This is a genomic window from Brevibacterium sp. HMSC22B09, assembly GCF_001806795.1.
GTDB lineage: Bacteria > Actinomycetota > Actinomycetes > Actinomycetales > Brevibacteriaceae > Brevibacterium > Brevibacterium ravenspurgense.
Map to the genome: position 1 here is coordinate 41,896 of NZ_KV785993.1, position 19,444 is coordinate 61,339.

Consider the following 19,444-nt stretch of genomic DNA (forward strand, 5'->3'; position numbering starts at 1 on the left):
TCGGAGCTGAAAGGTAGGTTTGAGTAAGCCTGAGCAAGGAGAAGACATGTCTGACGCTGCAGCACCGCAGAATCTCAAATACTCGCGGGACCACGAATGGGTCGACGCGACCGCTGATGCTGCCACCGTGCGCATCGGCATCACCGACTTTGCTCAGGACCAGCTCGGCGACGTCGTCTTCGTGGACCTGCCCGAAGTCGGCGACACCCTGGAAGCCGGAGAGGACTTCGGCGAGGTCGAATCGACCAAGAGCGTCTCTGACCTCAAGGCTCCCGTCTCCGGTGAAGTGCTGCGTGTCAACGACTCTCTGGAAGACGCGCCCGAGATCATCAACAGCGACCCCTACGGTGACGGCTGGATGCTGGAAGTCGCGCCTTCCGACCCTTCGGAAGTCGAAGCGCTCCTTGACGCCGACGCCTACAGCGCACACGTCGAAAGTGAAGGTGCTTGATGACTCAGCAGCCTCAGCCCGGCAACCCGGAAGGAACCGGCGAACAGCAGCCGGAAACCACCTCGCACCAGACGCAGGCGGCTCAGCCGGCGCCCATCAGCGGAATCCTTGATCCGCGCACCGGCGAAATCCGTCCCGTTCCCGACGTCGACCACCTGCAGGAAACCGACGCCCTCCTCGTCGTAGTCTCCGGACCCGACGCTGGTGCGCAGATCCTGCTTGACACCGACGTTGTCACCGTCGGCCGCAGCCCCAACGCCGACATCTTCCTGGACGATGTGACGGTTTCGCGCAAGCACGCTGAATTCGTCCGCACTCCCTCGGGCTTCACCCTGCGCGACACCGGATCGCTCAACGGCACCTACGTGGGCCGTGAGCTCATCGACAAGGTCGAACTGCAGAACGGCGCCGACGTGCAGATTGGCAAGTTCCGCATGATTTTCCAGCAGCGCCCGAGGACTGCGTGACCGACATTCAGCTCGAAGTCGTCGGCGTTCGCATCGAACTGCCGGCGAACCAGCCGATCCTGCTTCTCAAAGAAGCCTCCCAGGCGCGCTTCCTGCCCATCTGGATCGGATCTTCGGAGGCAAACGCGATCGGCATTGCACTGCGCGGGGTAACCCCGCCTCGTCCGCTCTCGCACGACCTCATGGTCAACCTCATCGAGGAGTACGGCGACACCCTCGAATCCGTGCACATCACGGAAGCTGACTCCCACACCTACTATGCGGAACTTCGCACCAGCGGCGGGCACACGGTGTCAGCGCGCCCATCCGATGCGGTCGCAATGGCGCTCGTCGCAGGATGCCCCGTCTATACCACCGCGGAGCTGATGGGGCAGGCCGGAATCGAAGGTCCGGAGCCTGACGAAGAAGAAGTCGCCCAGTTCCGCGAGTTCCTTGACCACGTGTCACCCGAAGACTTCGAAGGCGAATCCTGACCCGCCTATACTGAGGAATTCCGAATGCTCCGGGCCTTAGTGGACCGGAGAAGATCGCCCTTGCTGACAGCAGAGAGTGGATGATTGTGAAAAGCGTTAACCCGATGTTCGAGCTGGCCGGCGATGCCCGCGCCTCCGAGGAAACCCTCAAAGGTCTCGACGCCTGGCGCGATCTCGACCCCAAGCAGCAGCCGCAGTACACCGACCCGGCAGAGCTTGGGGGCGCGCTTGAACAGCTGCGCAGGGTTCCGCCGCTGGTGTTCGCCGGCGAAGCCGACCAGCTGAAAGCCCAGATTGCGGCTGCCTCGCGCGGCGAAGCGTTCCTGCTTGCCGGCGGAGACTGCGCAGAATCCTTCGAAGATTCCACTGCCGACAGCATTCGCCGTCGCGTTCAGACGATCCTCCAGATGGCCGCTGTGCTCACCTACGGCGCTGCCGTTCCCGTCGTCAAGATGGGGCGCATGGCCGGCCAGTACGCCAAGCCGCGCTCATCCGATGTTGAAACCCGGGACGGTGTGACGTTGCCCAGCTACCGCGGGGACATCGTCAACTCCCACGAATTCACAGAAGAGGCTCGACGACCCGACCCGGCCCGTCTGCTCGACGCCTACCATGCATCAGCCTCGACCTTGAACCTCATGCGGGCCTTCACCAAGGGCGGCTTCGCGGACCTGCGCCAGGTGCACCAGTGGAACCGCGGCTTCCTCGGGGCGAACGAAAACTACGTCCGCTACGAAAAGATGGCCGGCGACATCGACCGCGCACTGCGCTTCATGGACGCCTGCGGTGTCGACTTCGACGCTATGCGGACCGTCGAGTTCTACTCGGCCCACGAAGCTCTGCTTCTGGAATACGAGCAGGCACTCACGCGCATTGACTCGCGCACGGGTGACCCCTACGACGTTTCCGGCCACTTCCTGTGGATCGGCGAACGCACCCGCGACATCGACGGTGCTCACGTCGACTTCCTGTCGCGCGTGAAGAACCCCATCGGCGTGAAACTCGGCCCCAACGCAACGGCAGACGACGCTCTGCGCCTGGCCGAAAAGCTTGACCCGGAAGGCGAACCCGGGCGTCTGACCTTCATCACCCGCATGGGAGCGAAGACAATCGGCGAGGCGCTTCCTAAGCTGCTCGCAGCCGTCAAGGACGACCTCCCGCAGGTCACCTGGATGTGCGACCCGATGCACGGCAACACCATTACGGCCTCCAACGGCTACAAAACCCGCCGCTTTGAAGACGTCATGGGTGAAGTCACCGGATTCTTCCGCGCCCACCAGGAAGTCGGCACGGTGCCCGGCGGCATCCACGTTGAGCTCACCGGCAATGATGTCACTGAAGTCATGGGCGGCGGAGCCAACATCGATGAAGAAGGTCTGCAGCGCCGCTACGAAACCCTCGTGGACCCGCGCCTGAACCACGACCAGTCACTCGAAATGGCATTCCAGGTGGCCGAATACCTGACAGAGGGCACGGACTGACGAACCTGACATAGAAGAGCAAAGCCGCCGGGAGAGAAATCTCCCGGCGGCTTTGCTTCTGCTTAAGGCGCTTGCTGAAAGTCAGTCTTTCGGCTTGTCGTCTTTCTTCTTTTCGTCCTTCGGCTTGTCGTCCTTCGGTGGCTCCTTGCCCTTGGAGACTTTGAGGATCACCAGAGTGTCCGCAGTCCTCTTCTTGCCGGGGCCGGGGTACATGGCCACAACCTTGCCCTTGGGCGTGTATTCGCTGTAGACGTCATCGCGCGCAACCCGGAAGCCCATGCCCAGCAGACGCTTATACGAGGCTTCGTAGTCCTGCCCTCGCAAGTCCGGGATGGCGATCGTCTTGGGTCCGCTGGACACCGTGATGTCCACCGCGCTGCCCTTCTCAACTTGGGCTTCGGCCTCGGTGCTTTGGGAAACGACGCGGCCCTTCTTGCCCTGCCCTTCGACTGTCGAGACCTTGCCCTTCTTCAGGCCGGCGTCTTCCAGGGCCTTTGTCGCTTCGTCCTCTGTCTTGCCGTCGAGTGTGGGAACTGCGACCATTTCGGGTCCGTCGGAGGTGACGAGGGTGACCGATGATCCTTCCTGCAGCTGTTCACCCGCGGCGGGGCGCGTCTCAATGACGGTTCCCTTGGCGATGTCGGCGTGCTTGCGGGTCTCGGTGCTGACAGCGAAGCCGGCCTGCTCCAGAATCTGCCGCGCCTCAGCCTCGGCTGTGCCTGCCTCGATCTGGGGAACCGCAGCCATGACGACTTCCTGCTCGGTTTCGCCCCCGATCACACCGGAGGCTTTTGCAATGCCGAACGTGCCCGCCAGGCCAAGAGCAGCGACAGCCGCAACCAGACCAACGAAGACAGGCCGGCGGCGGCGTGAGTCGCGCGGCTCATCGTCATCTTCGAGTTCTTCCGCGGTCGGTGGCTCGTCTTCAAGCGGTGGAAGGTCAACCGGGGGAGTGCCGTCAGCCGAAACCGCGGCGGCGGTCAGAGTGCCGGGGATCTCAGTCGTCGAACTGACTGCGGCAGGGGTTTCGTCAGTGGAGAGCTTGGGAATCTCACCCGTGCCGGGAACCGGTTCAGGAGCTTCGAGGCCGATCTGCTCGTCAATGTCGGCGGTTGCGGTCAGCGCCGGTTCGGTGGGATCGGCCGCATCCGATGTGCCGCCGAAGTCAAGCTGCTCATCCGTCATCGCCAACCGGGCTTCGCCAAGAGCCTGGCGCATTGCAGTGGCGCTTTCCGGGCGGTCGTCCGGCTTGGGGCTTGTAGCCCACAGGACAAGAGCATCCAGTTGGGGGCTGAGCCCGGGAACTGCCTGCGACGGTGCTGTCACACGGTCGTGCACGTGGCGATAGGCCACCTGAATCGGGACGTCGTCCGTGTACGGCTGGGATCCGGTGAGCATCTCGTAGAACATGATGCCCAGCGTGTAGAGGTCTGTGCGTTCGTCAGCGCCGCTGCGCGTGACAAGCTCCGGTGCGACGTAGCCGACAGTGCCGATGAGCGTTTTCGTCGTGGTTTCGCTCGTCACAGCGCGTGCGAGTCCGAAGTCAGCGAGTTTGATCTGCCCGTCGGTGCCCAGAAGCACGTTGTCGGGTTTGAGATCCCGGTGGATCATCCCGGCTTCGTGAACAGCTTCGAGCGCGGCGAGGATCGCGTCGACGACGCTGATGGCCTGGCGGGGTGTGAAGCGGCCGCGGAACTTCAGTTCCTTGCGCAGAGTGACCGACTCCAGGTACTCCATGACCAGATACACGACGTCCCCATCGCGGGACTGATCGTTTACCGCGATGAGGTTGGGGTGGGACAGCCGGGCGGCGTTCATCGCCTCGCGTTCGAAGCGCTCAACAAACGAGGGGTCGCTCGCCAGGTGCGCGTGCATGACCTTGACCGCAATCTCACGGTCAAGCCGCAGGTCGGTTCCGCGGTACACCATGGCCATGCCGCCGCGGGCGACAACGGATTCGATGCGGTAGCGGCCGTCGAGGACGACGCCGATCAGCTGATCACGGATCTGTGCCATGCGGCACCTCCGAATTGTGGCTGTAGCGTTCGGTGAGGATGTCGACGGTGCGCACGAACGAACGCGTGTCCGGCGCCATTCCCGTCTGCTCAATGCTGGCGGCACCCTGGTAGTAGGCGGCGACGGCGGCCGAGCGGTTGTCGGTTGTCGCCAAGAGCCTGCGCAGGATCGCAAGCCCTGCGACGATGTTGTTTTCAGGGTCGAGGATGTCCAGACGACGGCCGATGAGCGATGAGGCCCACTGGCCTGCCCGCGGTGTCAGCTGCATGATGCCGATGCCGTTGACCGGGGAGACCAGCCGGTGGTTCAGCCCGGATTCTTGGGTTGCAACGGCCAGTGCCAGTGGTCCGTCAACACCGATTTCACCGGCCAGGCGAAGGATCGTTTTGCGCACCCAGGCGCGTGATGGAGAAGGGCGGCGCATGAGCTGGGCCTTATTCAGCCGGGCCGCCATCAGCACGTCCTCCGGGTATTCCCGTCCATCGACGGAGTGGGGAATGTTCGGCAGCTTTTCCGGCAGGGTGGGTTTGACACGGGCGCTCGTGGCACCGGAACCGGACAGTGCGAGGACTTCTCCAACGGTGATGAGAACGGAGGTTCCCATTGCGTTGGCGCGCTGCAGTGCCGCGGTCGAGGTGCCGTGTTGGCGGGCGATGGATTCGAGGGTGTCGCCGGGCTTGACGGTGTGGCCCGCAGGCGGCGGTGGGACGTTCTTTTCGGGCAGGGAGAGGATCTGGCCGGGTGTCAGTGAGGTGCGTCCGCGCAGTTCGTTCAGCTCGATGAGAGCGGGAGCCGAAACGCCGTGCTTTTTTGCCACGCTGATGACGGTGTCGCCCGTGCGCACACGGTAGGTGCGGCCACCGTGGGTGACGGGTACGGCCTCAGTGATGGTTCCCGAGGTGAAACCCGGCGCGGGCGCACCTGTAGGGTCGCGCCTGGTGTCTCGCTGCATGGGACGCTTTCTGTGGGGAAGTTGGTATGCCCCCAGGTTAGGTCGACCTCTTCGACAGCGTCGCCAGGCGCGGCGGCGTGTCGGACCATCGCGGTGTGCCGGCGGTCTGCGGCCGCCGGGCGCGGCCCGGGCCCGCGGTGTGCGTTCGTGCTTTAGGCTGGAGTCGTGATTAAAGCTGAAGAGATCGTTGACGAATGGATGACCGCCGCCGAGGTCGCTGAGCTGCTCGACATCCCCGTGACGAAGGTTCACCGGAAGGTCGAAGACCGAGTGCTCCTGGGGCTGAAGTTCGGCACTCCGCCCACCATGCGGATTCCGGCGCTCTTCATAAAAGACGGCCAGCCCGTGCCTGCTCTGCGCGGAACTCTTGTTCTGCTGTCCGACGCCGGATTCTCGGACGACGAGGCGATCGCCTGGCTGTACGAAGAAGACGACACCCTGCCCGGGCGGGCCATTGACTTCCTGCGCCGCGGCGAAAAATCTGAGATCCGCCGGCGCGCTCAGGCGCTGGCCATCTGAGTCAGCCCGGGCTTCCGGACCCTCAGCTTGAGCGAACGGTGAGGGACTGCGCGTAGCCGCGCAGCACCTTGTGTCCTTCGGCGTCCAGACCGAGCTCACTGAGCCTGTCGAGTGCCGCCTCGGAATCGGCGACTTCCCGCGCAATGAGCTGCTCCATGCGCTCAAGCGCACCGGAAGAGCGGATGAGGTCGGTCATCCGCGCGATGTCCTCAGCGGTTTTGCGCTCAGCGGCTAGGGCGCTGACAAACCAATCGCGCTCACCCTCCGGAAGAGCCTCGAGGGTGTGGCCCACCAACACGGTCTTCTTGCCCTGGCGCAGATCATCGCCCGCGGGCTTGCCGGTGACCTCCGGGTCGCCGAAAACGCCGAGTTCGTCATCGCGCAGCTGAAAGGCCCGGCCCAGGGGCAGGGCGAAAGCACGCAGCGCGTCAATGACCGCCTCATCGGCTCCGGCAATCGATGCGCCGACGGCAAAGGGCTGTTCGACGGAATACTTTGCGGTTTTGTAGGTGAGCACTTCCCAGGCGCGGTCCGTGACTTCGGCCGCCGGAACGGGGGCGTCCTGTACGTAGATGTCGAGAAACTGTCCGAACATGACGTCCCGGCGCAGGTCGTTGCGCGCCTCCAGTGCAGCCGGTGACGTCGCATCCGGCAGGCCGGTCATCGACCAGAACTCTTCTGACAGGGCCAAACAGAGGTCGCCGGCGACAATTGCCGTGGCAATTCCGAAGTGTTCGCTGTCGCCGGCAAAGCCGTCGTTCCTGTGCAGGGCTTCAAACTGCCGGTGCACCGACGGAGCGCCCCGGCGGGTGTCGGATGCATCAATCACGTCGTCGTGAATGAGAGCTGCGGCGTGCAGAAGTTCGACAGCCGCGGCGGCATTTGCGATGCCGGGGTGGGCTTCGGCGCTGCCGCCGGCAATCTCAAAGCCCCACCAGGCGGCCAGAGCGCGGATGCGCTTGCCGGAGGCCGTGAAGTCCAGAATAGGCCGCATCAGGTGTTCAGCGGACGGCGACAGCGCTGTGAAGCGGCTGGAGGTGCTGTCCAGGCCCTCGCGCAGAGCGGCATCAACCTGGCGGCGGACATCAGACGGATCTGTAAGGCTCATGCCCTAAGCCTAAACGGGCCGCGGCCTGGGTTGGACGCGGGATGAAACGGGCCTCTCTCCGGGTTTCTGTCGGTGTACGATGCGCACAGGGGGACGCATGAGCAGAAAGCAGCTGGACCGCACGGGCGGTGATCTGACGGGCCTGGGTGATGACGACACCGGCTGCACAATTCTCCATCTGGACATGGACGCGTTCTTCGTGTCCGTTGAACGCCTCCTCGACCCTTCGCTTATCGGCCTTCCCGTCATAGTCGGCGGTCGCAGCGGGAGGGGAGTGGTGGCCTCGGCCAGCTATGAGGCCCGGGCCTACGGAGTGCACTCGGCCATGCCGATCGGCCGTGCCCTGGCGCTGTGCCCGAACGCGGTTGTCGTGCCACCGACGAAGGGCGTCTACTCCGAGTATTCAGACCGTGTTTTTGCTGTTGTCAGCGACGTCACCCCGGACTTCAGCCGTGTCAGCGTCGATGAGGGCTACATCGATGTGTCCGGTGCGGTGCGCAGGCTCGGCAGTCCCGCGCGCATCGCCCTGCACCTGCGGCAGACGATTGCCGAAAGGATGGGTCTGCCGTCCTCCATTGGGCTGTCCAAAGCGATGGTCGTTGCCAAGATCGCGTCAGCCAGGGCCAAACCCAACGGCCAGCTGGTGGTGCCGGTGGGGAAAGAAGCTCAGTTCATGGAGTCGATGCCCGTCACAGCGCTGCCGGGGGTTGGCCGAGCCACGCACGAAACCCTGTCGCGCTACGGCATCCGCACAATCGGCGATTTGGCCCGCCAAACACCGGCGTGGGCAGCGAAGACCCTCGGTTCGGCCGGGCCGGCACTCGTCGGCTACGCGCAGGGGCGCGATCACCGGACTGTGCACGACAGGGCAAAAGACCATTCGATCAGTGCGGAGAGCACATTCGACGACGACATCTACCAGCTGGAGCTCCTGCGCACCGAACTTCTTCGTCTGGCTGACAAAGTGACCGCCCGAGTGCGGGCCGAGGGGCTCGCCGCCGGCACTGTCACTCTGAAGTTCCGGTCACCCGACTTCACCACCATCACCCGGTCGGTCACCCTGCCGGCTCCGACAGATGTCACGGGCGAGGTGTACGAGGCTCTCCTCGGACCTCTGGAGACGGCCGCGGCCAAGCGCACAGGGGCCAGGCTGCTGGGAGTCGCGGCATCGAACCTCCAGCCCGTCGGGGTTGTCGGCAGGCAGGAGACTCTGGAAAGCAGCGGCAGGTCAACACGCGAATCGGACATCGCGGTCGACGAAATCCGCAAGAAGTTCGGCAAGGGAGCTATCTCTCCCGCCTCACTCCTGCGCCCGGAATAGGGACTTTTTCTCCCGCCCATGGAATTCAAAGACTCATGTGGCACTATCATTAGTCGTATCGACTTCAGAAAGTTTTGGGCAGGAAGTTCACACCATGGCTCTTTCAGATCACGAACAGCAGCTTCTCGACCAGCTTGAACAGCAGCTGCGGAGCGAAGACCCCAGCTTCGCCCAGAACATTTCGCGCCCTGCAGAGGACGCTCCCGGCCTGCGCCTTTCGCCGCGCCGCCTGGTTTTGGGCATCGTCATTCTCGTTGTGGGCCTGGCAGTCGCAATCGCCTCGCTTTTCTTCTTCAACATGCCCCTGGCGGCTGTCGGCGGTGTGGTCGGCTTCGCAGCCATGGTCTTCGGCGGCTACTACGCCGTGACCCCGGATGAAAACGCCGCGGCTTCTTCGTCCAGCACAGGATCAGCGCCCCGCAAATCAGGTGCGCCCAAGCGCCGCTCGTCCTTCATGGAGCGCATGGAAGATCGCTGGGACAAGCGCCAAGAGGGCTGAAACGAACATAAACGCGTAAGCGGCGGTGGAGTTTTCCACCGCCGCTTACGCGTTTATCGCCTTCTTCATCGGCGTCGGTCGAACACGCTTGCCGGCAGCAGCGTCTTCAGCACTCGCTGCGGACCGGACAGACGGCCGAACAGCTCGTCGTGAACATCCGCCACCAGGCCGCGGCTGTCATCTGCACTCAGCTGAACATCCGCGTTGCCGTAGCGCTGAGCGTCCGACGCCCGTGCAGCACTCGCCAGTTCAGCCGCGCTATCAGGCGCGTACTCAGCCAGCGCGGCGGCAGCAGCCGGCGCCGTCATTGACGAGCGCAAGCCGAGCCCCGCATCGGCGGCGGTCGCCGTGATCTCGTCCCACAGGCCTGCCGCACCCGCCCGCAGGCGGCGACGGCGCTGAACGGCACGAACAATCATCGGCAGAAACAGCAGCGCAATGATGATCGCTGCGGCCAGAAGCAGCCAGACCCACGCCGGGATTGGGGCAACGGCCTCAGCGGACCCTTCCGCTGTGTCATCGGATTCGTCCTCTTCTTCGCTGCCGGCGTCTTCGGTTTCTTCCGGAGTCGGTTCGGGGCTTGCAGAAGTCGGGTCTTCCGTCGGCTCATCGTCAGGTTCTTCTGACTGTCCGCCAGCAGTCGTCCAGGCGGGAATATCGCCGACCGGACCGCCGGGGGTCGGTTCGAAGCGCACCCAGCCGATCCCATCGAAGAACAGCTCCGGCCACGCGTGAGCTTCGGCTAGAGTCACCTGATATTCGCCGTCGCCGATCTCAGAGCCTGCGGTGAAGCCCACACCGATTCGCGTGGGAATGCCCAGGGAGCGGGTCATCGACGCCATTGCAGCTGAGAACTGCACGCAGTAGCCCTTCTTCTGCTTCATGAAGTCTGCCAGCGCCGAACTCGATGCCGTAGTCGGCGCTTCGAGTGAATAGGTGAAATCTCCGCCGCGGAAATACGCCTGAATGGCAGCGGCCTTCGCCCACTGCGAATCCGCGTCCTCCGTGAGTTCGCGTGCCGTGTCGGTGATGACCGCAGGGACATCGTCAGGCAGCTGGGTGTACTTCTGGTCAGCTGAACGTCCCGCATTCTCTCCGGCATCGTCGAGCTCTTTCGCCGTCGGCTGCAGGGACAGGTAGTCGACCGAATAGTTCAGCCCGCGCGAAGTCACGCCGCTGCCCACAATCGTGAGCGTCTCAGAGTCGTACAGCCACTGCGGACCCGCATCATGAGTCTGCGTGGGAGCAAACGGAGCCGGCAGATACGCCTGGTCAAGTGCGCCGATCGAAAACTCAGTGCTCTGCTGAACACCCGCGGGAGCCTGCGAGCGCGCATTGGACAGACCGCCGTCAGCGGTGCGCGACCGGCTGAGGGGGAACTCCGCGGGTTTCCACACTTCGCCGTCGAACTCGCTGACCGAGGTCAGGCGGATGGGCTCTCCGGCACCCGGATCGGTCGTCGTGTAGGTGAAGACGGGGTCAGTGGAGGGGTTCTGCAGGTCGTTGCGGATGGTGAGGAACGGGTTGATGATCGTGAGATCCTCAGCGCGCTCACTGGAGTAGTGGGGTGTTGCCGTGATTGCCGGCAGGACGGTCGGGAGGCCCATGCCCAGCAGGAGCGCCAAAGCGCCCGCCAGCAGCGCGGTTCCGGGGAACCTGCGCAGGCCGTTCTTCGCCCGACCGACCACGGTGCCGCGCTGGCGCAGGGCTTCTGCGCCGGGCCGGCTTGCGGCCGTGTGCTTCTCATGGCCGGCAGTCGAGCCCACTCCGGTGTGCGCTGTGAGAACAGCGCTGGCGTACTCGGTGAGCAGCACGATGATGAAGGCCGCACTGATGGCTGCCATGTGGACCGGCTGCGTGTGCACCGAGGCGAAGTACACGGGGAAAGCCCACACCGTCAGCAGCAGGAAGGCGGGGACCTTTGATATGCGCAGGTCTGACACCAGGCCGTCGATGATGAGCGCTAGGAACCCGAAGCCCAGAGTGAAGATGGTGATGAGGCCGCCGGTGGCCTCCAGCGGAATCTGCTTGGTCGCGACATCCTCAAAGCCGGCGCTGACAGACGACACGAGAGCCGAAATCGACGACGGGCCCGGTATGAAGCCCGCGATGAGCGAATCGGGCACGCAGATGAAGAGCACTGCAAAGCTCGCCGCGAGGAACTGCACGAGAACCGCGAGTCCGGATTCGGCCACCTTGCGGACCATGCGCGCCAGCCATCCCACAAGCAGGGTGATGCCGATGATCGAAACGACCGGCACAAGCAGTTCGAGCCCGGAGAACATGGCGGTCGTGGCATATGCGGCCAGCGACAGCGCGGCAAACAGGAGGAGAGAGCGGATCATCTGCATCAGCGACCCCTCCCTGCTGTCAGCGTCCACCGTTTGGGGACAGCGGGCTCGGTTCCAGCGGCGGGGATCTCAAGCGAGTCGGCGGCCCACACGTGGGCGCGGGCCGGAACGTTCACGCTCAGGCTGCCTCGGTCGGCACACACGATGACTGTTTCGACGTTCTGCGGCAGATGCACGCCCGCGGGCACGCTGCGGCCATCAGCCTGGGAAATCGCCAGTTCTGCGTGCGGAAGATCGAGCGAACGGGCCTCGACCCGGACGTCGTCTTCCCCGCACAGCAGGCGGATGTCATAGCCGGCGGCGAAGTAGGCGCGCACGGCAGCCGCCGCGGCGGCTGCAAGCGTTTCAAACTGCGGGCTGGGCTCCGAGGCTTCGCCTTCCGCAGGTGCGGGCAGCCCGCCGTCGAGGACGACAATCGCGGTGGCGTGTTCCTCTTCTGCTTCCTGGCGGACCGCCAGTTCGCCCAGCCGGGCCGTGGTCTTCCAGTGAATATGGCGCAGATCGTCGCCGGGAGCGTATTCGCGTGTGAAGTAGTCACGTGTTCCGCGACCGCGTGACACGCGGTCACTCGAGATGCGCGACAGGTGAGCCGACAGGGACTGCGGATAGCCGACAGGCACCTCGGCGGGTGCTGCCGCAACATCCAGTGAACCGGGAACCGACCGCATTGAGGAGGCCAGACCAAACGGCCCGGCGACAGCGGCCGACAGCTTCTCAATCCCGGTCATCCCACGGTGAGTGGGCACGAAAACAGCCTGCACGTCCGCGTACCCTCGCGCGGGCAGGGAGCCCAAGTGCGCATCCTGATCAGGTCCGAAGCCCGGCTTCGCGTGCAGAGTGAGATCAAAGGGAAGCAGGGGAGTGGGCAGACGGTTCGCCGCGCGCACCGTGACGACCAGTTCATCGCCCACCTTGGTGATGGCGGTTCCGTCCAGGGCCGGCGCATCAGCCACCAGCTTGGCACTCAGCTGCGAACTGGTGAGCAGTGCTGCCAGCAGACTGAACACGACAAGCCCGATGAACACGATGCCCACGGGAAGCAGCCCCGGAAAGCCGAAGCGGTAGGCGGCGATGATGAGCGCCGCCCCGAGGATGACGAAAACCCAGCCGGAGGTGTTGATCCTCATGCCGAAACAGGCACCCTCCTGATGATGTCGGCGATCAGCTGCTCGGCAACATCGGGAGCGTCGGTGTCCTGGGCGATGATGCGGTGAGAAAGGACCGGCACGGCCATTGTCTGCACGTCGTGCGGTGTGACATAGCCGCGGCCCTCGAGCACCGCGTTGGCCTGTGCTGCGCGCAGCAGAGCCACCGAACCACGCGGAGAAACACCCATGCGGATCGAGGCATCGCTGCGGGTTTCGGTGACCAGGCCCACGATGTAGGTGCGCAGCTCATCGGTCGCGGGGAGAGCCGCAACTGCCTGGCGCAGTGCCGTGAGCTCTTCTGTTGTGGTCACGGCTCCAAGCTGGTCGAGTGGATCGGGACCCACGTGTGAGCCGAGCATCGAGACTTCGTCCGCCAGCGAGGGGTAGCCCACCGAGGTGCGCATGAGAAAACGGTCGCGCTGAGCTTCCGGCAGGGCGTAGGTGCCTTCCATTTCAATGGGGTTCTGGGTTGCCACGACCATGAACGGGTCGGGCATGAGGTACGTGGTCCCATCGATTGTCGCCTGGGATTCGGCCATGGCCTCCAGCAGCGCTGACTGGGTTTTGGGGGAGGCGCGGTTGATTTCATCGGCGATGACGATGTTGGAGAAGATCGGGCCGGCGCGGAACTCGAACTGGCGGGTCTCCTGGTTGAACAGGTTGACGCCCAGAACATCCGAGGGCAGCAGGTCAGGGGTGAACTGGATGCGGCGCACGCTGCCGCCGACCGAGCGGCTGAGCGCTTTGGCCAGCAGGGTTTTGCCGACGCCGGGAACGTCTTCCAGCAGCAGGTGGCCGCCCGCGAACAGCGATGTGATGGCCAGGCGAACAGTGTCGGCCTTGCCGTCCAGGACTGAGCTGACCGCGGTTGTCAGCCGCGAGGCGATTTCTCCGTAGTGCTGAATGTCTTCGGGCGCTGGTGTCGTCATGCGCTCCATTCTGCCCCACAGCCGAAGGCCGCTCCACTTTTCACCCCACTTCCCTCCACCGGGTCACTCCACTTTCCTCCCCACGCGCCCCCACTTTCCTCCCTGCGGCCCTCCATGGGGGTGTTTTGGCGTGTTTTTCGCGGGTTTTCTTCTCCCGAGGTGCCTGTTGGGTGGTCCTTTTCGCGCCCCTTTGGTCTGGTCACCCCACTTTCCACCACCTCTGTGACCAGGGGAAATGCAGATTCTAGGCGGGTATTTCTTCCCGGGGGAGGACATGGTGGGGGAAAGTGGAGTATAGTGGGGCTCATCGGAGTCGAGTGGCTTCGAAAGGGGTGAGACGACATGTTCTTGGGCACGCACTTTCAGCGGCTCGATGACAAGGGTCGTCTTCTCCTGCCCGCAAAGTTTCGTGAGGAACTGGCCGGGGGTCTGGTCATCACCCGGGGTCAAGAGCGCTGTCTCACCCTGTTCTCGACCCGGGAGTTCGAAACCGTCCACGAGCAGCTTCGCGCCGCTCCCATGACGAGCAAGGACGCCAGGGACTACCTCCGCGTGTTTCTCTCCGGAGCTTCGGCCGAGCAGCCGGACAAGCAGGGGCGGTTCACCATTCCGCAGATCCTGCGCCGGTACGCATCGCTTGACCGCGATGTCGCAGTGATCGGCATGGGAAACCGTGCTGAGATCTGGGATTCGGCTCTGTGGGAGGAATACCTCGCAGACACCGAGCAGGGATTCGCCGACCGCACCGACGAGGTGATTCCCGGAGTCTTCTGATTGTTGGTCCGAAGACTCCGTCCGACCGAAGACAAGGTTTTGGAATACTTCCCCGATTCCAAAGCCGAGGGGTCCTGACACACTTCCCCGGTGCCAGGGCACGGCCGGACGGGGTCTTAGGTCCAACAGCCGCGAAGAACACCAAGGAGGAGGACAGTGAGCGACTACCCGCACGTACCCGTCCTCCTGGACAGGTGCGTTCAGCTGCTGACAGTCGGCATTGACGCTGCCCGCGCTGCGGGGGAGACCCCCGTTGTTGCGGACATGACGCTCGGCATGGGCGGACACTCGGAAGGTGTTCTCGAATCCAGCGATGACGTGCGCGTTCTGGGCATCGACAGAGACCCCGAGGCAATAGCCATTGCCAGCAAGAGGCTCGAACGATTCGGTGAGCGCTTCACGGCGGTGCACGCGCGCGATGACGAACTCGGCGCGATTCTCGAGCAGCGCGGTGAGCGCCTGGCCGGCGTTCTCTTCGACTTGGGCGTGAGCTCGCTGCAGCTGGACGATGACGATCGCGGCTTCAGCTATTCGCGCGCTACCGCACTCGACATGCGGATGAACGCAGAAGACACCCTGACCGCGGCAGATGTTCTCAACACCTATTCACAGGCGGAGCTGGCCCGCATCATCTCTGAATACGGCGAAGAGCGCTGGGCGGCCAAAATCGCATCCGTCATCGTCGAAGACCGCCAGGAAAGGCCGTGGGAAACCACCGACCAGCTGGCCGAGATGCTCCAGCGGGTCATCCCCGAACCCAAAGGCCAGCGCAAACGCTCCCACCCGGCTAAGCGCACCTTCCAGGCCCTGCGCATCGAAGTCAATGCGGAACTCGACATTCTCCGCTCCGCACTTCCACAGGCCCTGGATGGGCTGCACGTGGGCGGAACCGCCGTCGTCGAGTCCTACCAGTCGCTCGAAGACACCATCGTCAAAAAGATCTTCCGGGCAGGAACCGTCAGCTCCGCGCCGCCGGAACTGCCCGTCGTGCCCGAACACCTGCAGCCCTGGCTGAACGACCTCACAAGGGGAGCAGAAAAGGCCGATGCCGAAGAGATCAGCATCAACCCCCGTGCCGCGAGTGTGCGCTTGCGGGCAGTGCAGAAAACCAAGGAGAAGCCGCAATGAGCCACGCAGTCACAACGGCCGCTCCCCAGAGCAGCCCGCGCAGACAAACAGAGCAGAACAAGCCGAAGCTCCGCCTCGTCGTACCGGAAATCGCCGAGGCCCGATCGTCTTTTCCTCTCATCTGCATCGCCACGGTCGTTGTGGGGCTTGCACTCATCCTGGTGACCAACATCTTCATCAACCACAGCACGTACCGGGTGCAGGAGCTCACCGTCGAACGCGACCAGCTGACGGATGACCGTGACCGACTCGCCGAAGACCTTTCCTACCGGATGAGCCCGCAGAACGTTGAAGACACAGCGAAAGCTCAGGGTATGAAGCCCGCGGAATCCGTTAAGTTCATTCGCGAAGATGGCACAATAGTCGATGCGCCAAAAGGCGAGGGCAAAGCTCCCGAAGCCCAAGTTCCGGGCCCCCGCAAAGACGCCCGCGACGACATCAAGCCGAATCTGAAATCTGACGAAAAGCTGCCGGTTGTAGGCGGCAGCAGTGGGACGCTCACCCCGCCGAAACTCCAAGAGCCAAAAGAACCAGCCGACAAGTAAGGAAGAGTATGAATCCGCGTTCTTCTCGGCCTGGCAAGGCCAAGCGGCAGCGCGGTTTCACGATCCGCACGCGGCTCATTGCCTTCTTGTCAGTGATCGTGCTGGTCGGCATTCTCGGCAGACTCGTGTGGATCCAAGGGCTTGACGCTTCTCAGATTGCCTCGCGGGCTCTGGCCGGCCGCCTGGTCACCCAACCTCTGCCGGCGGACCGCGGCGTCATCCTCGGCGCCGACGGGACAGTGCTTGCCGACAACGCGGACCGGTACCAGATCGTCGTCGACCAGGTGAACGTCGCAGCGTATAAGGACGAAGACGACAACCCGCTCGGCGCCTGGGGCGCAGCAAAGGCTATGGCTCCTGTCCTGGGCACGGAAGCCGGGCTGATCTTCCCGAAGCTCAGCGGCGACAAAAGGTGGAACCCCGTAGCCACCGGCATCACAAGCGAAGTGTGGCGCGAAATCCAGGAACTCGAAATCCCCGGCATCACAGCCGAAAAGTACACTGTGCGCTCCTACCCCTCCGGCGCTGTCGCCGGCAACCTCATCGGGTGGGTCGGCTCCGACGGCGTTCCGCTTGCCGGGCTCGAACTGCAGCACCAAAAACAGCTGCAGGGCAAAGACGGCAGCAGGCAGTTCGAAAAGGGTCTGAAGGGCGACATCATTCCCCTGGGTGAGAACGACACCACGCCACCGGTCAACGGCACGGGCCTGGAGTTGACCATCGACCCGCAGATCCAGATGTTCGCTCAGCGCTCCATCGCCGAAGCGGTGAAGAAGCACAACGCCGAATGGGGCACAGTCGTCATTGAGGAGATCGGCACCGGCCGGCTTCTTGCCGTTGCGCAGGCACCCACAGTCGATCCCAACAACCCCGGAGGCGTGGGCGGTCCCGACCGGGGCGCACGCGCTTTCACCGACCCCGTAGAGCCCGGCTCAACCGGAAAGGCCATCACGGCCGTAGCGCTCATAGAAGAAGGCCTGGTCACACCTGAAAGCAAATTCACGGTGCCGGACAAATGGAAAGCGCCCAACGGCGAAGAGTTCCGCGACTCCAGCAACCACGACGACGAAAAGCTGACGTTCTCCGGAATCATCGAAAAGTCATCCAATACCGGAACGCTCATGGCAGGGCAGAAGCTCAGCCTGCAACAGCGCTACGACTATCTGAAGAAGTTCGGTCTGGGTGAATCCAGCGGCATCGACTTTCCCGGAGCGGCGAAGGGCATCGTGCATCCCTATGACAAGTGGGACGGCCGCACCGAGTACACCGTCATGTTCGGCCAGGGGCTGTCCGCGACCACGCTGCAGAGCGCTTCCGTGTTTGCGACCCTGGGCAACGGAGGAGTGCGCGTACCCCAGCAGCTCGTCAAGGGCACAGTGAGCGACTCCGGCAGGGTCTCAGAAATTCCGCCGAAAGAGGGCACTCGCGTCGTCAGCGAAGAGACAGCGGATTCTGTGGGAACCATGCTCGAAGCCGCTGTCGCCGAGGGTACGGGAACGTCTGCACAGATCAAGGGCTACAGGGTCGCGGGCAAAACCGGAACCGCGCAGATCGCCGCCGGCAAAGACCGGGAGAGCGGCTACACCGCGAACTTCTCCGGATTCGCACCGGCAGAAAACCCCAAGGTCGCTGTGAGTGTGACCCTGCAGCGACCCACCAAGGGGTACTACGGTGGTACATCCGCTGCACCGGTGTTCTCCGAGGTCACCGGATACGCGCTGCGGCAGATGGGTGTCGCCCCATCAACCTAAGAACCGAAACTGATTCCGAAAGAATGGAAATGATGAAGCTGAGCGAACTCCCCGGCGGCGCAGCTGTTCACGGTGACGGGAACACCACCGTGAACAGTGTGAGTCTGGACTCCCGAACCGTCGAACCCGGCGGTCTCTACGCAGCACTGCCGGGTGCGAACGCCCACGGAGCCCAGTTCGCCCAGCAGGCACTCGACCGCGGTGCCGCGGCAATCCTCACGAACCCAGCCGGCCGCGACCTCCTACCGGCGTCAGCCGGTGACATCCCCGTACTGACCCACCCGGCACCTCGTGCGATTCTCGGTGACATCGCGGCCGCGATCTACGGAACAGACCCGCAGACGCCCGCCCTATTCGGCATCACCGGAACCAACGGCAAAACCACGAGCACCTTCATCCTCGACGCTCTGCTGCGCAGCATCGGCAGAACAACAGGGCTGATCGGAACTGTCGCGACCGTCATCGCCGGCCAGGAACAGCCCAGTGTGCGAACCACCCCGGAAGCCCCCGACCTGCACCGTCTGTTCAAAAACATGCGCGACCAGGGCGCTGACGCCTGCTCCATGGAGGTGTCCTCCCACGCGCTTAGCCAACACCGGGTCGACGGCGCACACTTCACGGTGGTCGGCTTCACCAACCTGTCCCAGGACCACCTGGACTTCCACGGGACCATGGAGGAGTACTACCGGGCAAAAGCGCTCCTGTTCACGCCGCAGTTCGCATCCCGCGGCGTCATCGTGCTGGCTGACGACTGGGCACGTCAGCTGGTGAATGACTCACAGATTCCCGTCGTCACCGTCTCCGCTCGTCCCGAAGACAACGCGGACTACAGGATCGAAGACATCGACGGTCTTTCCTTCACCCTCCGCGGGTCTTCCGTGAGCCTTCGGGCGAAGAGCCCGCTGCCGGGTGATTTCAACATCAGCAACACCGCGCTGGCAATGGCCATGCTGCTCGAATCCGGTGTGTCCGCTGACGAATTCTCAAGGGCAGCCGAAGGCTTCAGCGTCAATGTGCCGGGCCGGATGGAAGTCATCTCAGAACAGGCTCCGCGCGCCATCGTCGACTACTCCCACACACCCGACGCAATAGAAAAGGCGCTGGCGGGGCTTTCGGGCCAGCCGCTGGTTGTGGTGTGCGGTGCCGGTGGAGAACGCGACCACAGCAAACGCCCCCTCATGGGGCGGGCCGCGGCAGAAAACGCCGACGTCGTCATCATCACCGACGACAACCCGCGCAGCGAAGACCCCGCGACGATCCGCGCTGAAGTCATTGCCGGCGCCCGCGCAGCAGTGGCTGACGGCACCAGCCGGGCAGCCGCTGACGCGATCGTCGAGTACGCCAGCAGGCGCGAGGCAATTGAGGCCGGTGTTGCGGCAGCGGGTGAGAGCGGCACCGTGCTGGTGGCGGGCAAGGGACACGAGCCCGGCCAGGACTACGGCGATACCAAGCTGCCGTTTGACGATCGTGAGATAACACGCACCGCCGTTTCACAGCGCGGTTCTTCCGCCGCCACCCGGTAAGGTCTGAA

Annotated in this window: 18 protein-coding genes; 12 read left to right on the forward strand and 6 right to left on the reverse strand. The window is 63.9% G+C overall.

Annotated elements, in window-relative coordinates; all coding sequences use genetic code 11:
* The first annotated feature begins 46 nt into the window (after positions 1-46).
* The 4 genes from gcvH to HMPREF3087_RS00505 all read left to right on the forward strand — a co-directional run bounded on the left by gcvH (position 47) and on the right by HMPREF3087_RS00505 (position 2,872).
* Positions 47-451, forward strand: coding sequence for a glycine cleavage system protein GcvH (gene gcvH / locus HMPREF3087_RS00490; RefSeq protein ID WP_070427672.1), 405 nt, complete (start codon positions 47-49; stop codon positions 449-451).
* Complete coding sequence (locus HMPREF3087_RS00495) at positions 451-918, forward strand: FHA domain-containing protein (RefSeq protein WP_209435916.1); 468 nt, start codon at positions 451-453, stop codon at positions 916-918. The genes gcvH and HMPREF3087_RS00495 overlap by 1 nt, the downstream gene beginning before the upstream one ends.
* A complete protein-coding gene (locus tag HMPREF3087_RS00500) occupies positions 915-1,391 on the forward strand; it encodes a bifunctional nuclease family protein (RefSeq protein WP_062020796.1) in 477 nt (158 codons plus the stop codon). Before HMPREF3087_RS00495 ends, HMPREF3087_RS00500 begins: the two co-directional genes overlap by 4 nt.
* Before the next feature lie 104 nt (positions 1,392-1,495).
* Positions 1,496-2,872 carry a class II 3-deoxy-7-phosphoheptulonate synthase gene (locus tag HMPREF3087_RS00505; protein ID WP_070427694.1) on the forward strand — a complete coding sequence of 459 codons (1,377 nt, stop codon included), beginning with the start codon at positions 1,496-1,498 and terminating at the stop codon, positions 2,870-2,872.
* Between the two features lie 81 nt (positions 2,873-2,953).
* Here the strand turns inward: HMPREF3087_RS00505 and pknB are convergent, their stop codons facing one another.
* Positions 2,954-4,888, reverse strand: coding sequence for a Stk1 family PASTA domain-containing Ser/Thr kinase (pknB, locus tag HMPREF3087_RS00510; protein ID WP_070427673.1), 1,935 nt, complete (start codon positions 4,886-4,888; stop codon positions 2,954-2,956).
* Positions 4,872-5,840, reverse strand: coding sequence for a lytic transglycosylase (locus HMPREF3087_RS00515; RefSeq protein ID WP_062020801.1), 969 nt, complete (start codon positions 5,838-5,840; stop codon positions 4,872-4,874). Before HMPREF3087_RS00515 ends, pknB begins: the two co-directional genes overlap by 17 nt.
* A gap of 165 nt (positions 5,841-6,005) precedes the next feature.
* Between HMPREF3087_RS00515 and HMPREF3087_RS00520 the strand changes: the two genes are divergently transcribed.
* Entirely contained in the window at positions 6,006-6,359 is a 354-nt protein-coding gene (locus HMPREF3087_RS00520) for an Rv2175c family DNA-binding protein (RefSeq protein ID WP_083271940.1), read from the forward strand.
* A 22-nt stretch (positions 6,360-6,381) separates the two neighbouring features.
* On the opposite strand, the gene HMPREF3087_RS00525 is transcribed toward HMPREF3087_RS00520, so the two are convergent.
* Positions 6,382-7,467 carry a polyprenyl synthetase family protein gene (locus tag HMPREF3087_RS00525; RefSeq protein WP_070427674.1) on the reverse strand — a complete coding sequence of 362 codons (1,086 nt, stop codon included), beginning with the start codon at positions 7,465-7,467 and terminating at the stop codon, positions 6,382-6,384.
* 97 nt (positions 7,468-7,564) lie between these two features.
* Between HMPREF3087_RS00525 and dinB the strand changes: the two genes are divergently transcribed.
* Positions 7,565-8,788: a DNA polymerase IV gene (gene dinB / locus HMPREF3087_RS00530; protein WP_070427675.1), complete on the forward strand. Its 1,224-nt coding sequence runs from the start codon at positions 7,565-7,567 to the stop codon at positions 8,786-8,788.
* Positions 8,789-8,882: 94 nt separating this feature from the next.
* On the forward strand, positions 8,883-9,287 hold the full coding sequence (locus HMPREF3087_RS00535; protein ID WP_019175280.1) for a DUF3040 domain-containing protein: 405 nt from the start codon (positions 8,883-8,885) through the stop codon (positions 9,285-9,287).
* Positions 9,288-9,352: 65 nt separating this feature from the next.
* Here the strand turns inward: HMPREF3087_RS00535 and HMPREF3087_RS00540 are convergent, their stop codons facing one another.
* Genes HMPREF3087_RS00540 through HMPREF3087_RS00550 form a run of 3 tightly spaced genes read right to left on the reverse strand, consistent with a single transcriptional unit; the run spans position 9,353 to position 13,715 of the window.
* Entirely contained in the window at positions 9,353-11,632 is a 2,280-nt protein-coding gene (locus HMPREF3087_RS00540) for a transglutaminase TgpA family protein (protein ID WP_176744990.1), read from the reverse strand.
* A gap of 5 nt (positions 11,633-11,637) precedes the next feature.
* On the reverse strand, positions 11,638-12,765 hold the full coding sequence (locus tag HMPREF3087_RS00545; RefSeq protein WP_061941303.1) for a DUF58 domain-containing protein: 1,128 nt from the start codon (positions 12,763-12,765) through the stop codon (positions 11,638-11,640).
* Positions 12,762-13,715 (reverse strand): AAA family ATPase, encoded by a 954-nt coding sequence (locus HMPREF3087_RS00550; RefSeq protein WP_061941301.1) that lies wholly within the window; start codon positions 13,713-13,715, stop codon positions 12,762-12,764. Before HMPREF3087_RS00550 ends, HMPREF3087_RS00545 begins: the two co-directional genes overlap by 4 nt.
* A gap of 342 nt (positions 13,716-14,057) precedes the next feature.
* On the opposite strand from HMPREF3087_RS00550, the gene mraZ reads away from it, so the two are divergent.
* The 5 genes from mraZ to HMPREF3087_RS00575 all read left to right on the forward strand — a co-directional run bounded on the left by mraZ (position 14,058) and on the right by HMPREF3087_RS00575 (position 19,436).
* Entirely contained in the window at positions 14,058-14,489 is a 432-nt protein-coding gene (gene mraZ / locus HMPREF3087_RS00555; RefSeq protein ID WP_019175277.1) for a division/cell wall cluster transcriptional repressor MraZ, read from the forward strand.
* A 156-nt stretch (positions 14,490-14,645) separates the two neighbouring features.
* A complete protein-coding gene (rsmH, locus tag HMPREF3087_RS00560) occupies positions 14,646-15,617 on the forward strand; it encodes a 16S rRNA (cytosine(1402)-N(4))-methyltransferase RsmH (RefSeq protein WP_061941299.1) in 972 nt (323 codons plus the stop codon).
* The gene (locus tag HMPREF3087_RS00565) at positions 15,614-16,162 is read left to right on the forward strand and encodes a cell division protein FtsL (protein WP_019175275.1); all 549 of its coding nucleotides are present in this window, start codon (positions 15,614-15,616) and stop codon (positions 16,160-16,162) included. Before rsmH ends, HMPREF3087_RS00565 begins: the two co-directional genes overlap by 4 nt.
* Before the next feature lie 8 nt (positions 16,163-16,170).
* Positions 16,171-17,913: a peptidoglycan D,D-transpeptidase FtsI family protein gene (locus HMPREF3087_RS00570; protein ID WP_070427677.1), complete on the forward strand. Its 1,743-nt coding sequence runs from the start codon at positions 16,171-16,173 to the stop codon at positions 17,911-17,913.
* Positions 17,914-17,942: 29 nt separating this feature from the next.
* A complete protein-coding gene (locus tag HMPREF3087_RS00575) occupies positions 17,943-19,436 on the forward strand; it encodes a UDP-N-acetylmuramoyl-L-alanyl-D-glutamate--2,6-diaminopimelate ligase (RefSeq protein WP_070427696.1) in 1,494 nt (497 codons plus the stop codon).
* The last annotated feature ends 8 nt before the right edge of the window (positions 19,437-19,444 follow it).

Coding starts and splice junctions, on each gene's coding strand:
- HMPREF3087_RS00495 (WP_209435916.1), top strand. CDS start 451: ATGACTCAGCAGCCTCAGCCCGGCAACCCGGAAGGAACCGGCGAACAG.
- HMPREF3087_RS00535 (WP_019175280.1), top strand. CDS start 8,883: ATGGCTCTTTCAGATCACGAACAGCAGCTTCTCGACCAGCTTGAACAG.
- HMPREF3087_RS00540 (WP_176744990.1), bottom strand. CDS start 11,632: ATGATCCGCTCTCTCCTCCTGTTTGCCGCGCTGTCGCTGGCCGCATAT.
- gcvH (WP_070427672.1), top strand. CDS start 47: ATGTCTGACGCTGCAGCACCGCAGAATCTCAAATACTCGCGGGACCAC.
- HMPREF3087_RS00515 (WP_062020801.1), bottom strand. CDS start 5,840: ATGCAGCGAGACACCAGGCGCGACCCTACAGGTGCGCCCGCGCCGGGT.
- HMPREF3087_RS00565 (WP_019175275.1), top strand. CDS start 15,614: ATGAGCCACGCAGTCACAACGGCCGCTCCCCAGAGCAGCCCGCGCAGA.
- HMPREF3087_RS00525 (WP_070427674.1), bottom strand. CDS start 7,467: ATGAGCCTTACAGATCCGTCTGATGTCCGCCGCCAGGTTGATGCCGCT.
- HMPREF3087_RS00545 (WP_061941303.1), bottom strand. CDS start 12,765: ATGAGGATCAACACCTCCGGCTGGGTTTTCGTCATCCTCGGGGCGGCG.
- HMPREF3087_RS00570 (WP_070427677.1), top strand. CDS start 16,171: ATGAATCCGCGTTCTTCTCGGCCTGGCAAGGCCAAGCGGCAGCGCGGT.
- HMPREF3087_RS00505 (WP_070427694.1), top strand. CDS start 1,496: ATGTTCGAGCTGGCCGGCGATGCCCGCGCCTCCGAGGAAACCCTCAAA.
- dinB (WP_070427675.1), top strand. CDS start 7,565: ATGAGCAGAAAGCAGCTGGACCGCACGGGCGGTGATCTGACGGGCCTG.
- HMPREF3087_RS00550 (WP_061941301.1), bottom strand. CDS start 13,715: ATGACGACACCAGCGCCCGAAGACATTCAGCACTACGGAGAAATCGCC.
- mraZ (WP_019175277.1), top strand. CDS start 14,058: ATGTTCTTGGGCACGCACTTTCAGCGGCTCGATGACAAGGGTCGTCTT.
- pknB (WP_070427673.1), bottom strand. CDS start 4,888: ATGGCACAGATCCGTGATCAGCTGATCGGCGTCGTCCTCGACGGCCGC.
- HMPREF3087_RS00575 (WP_070427696.1), top strand. CDS start 17,943: ATGATGAAGCTGAGCGAACTCCCCGGCGGCGCAGCTGTTCACGGTGAC.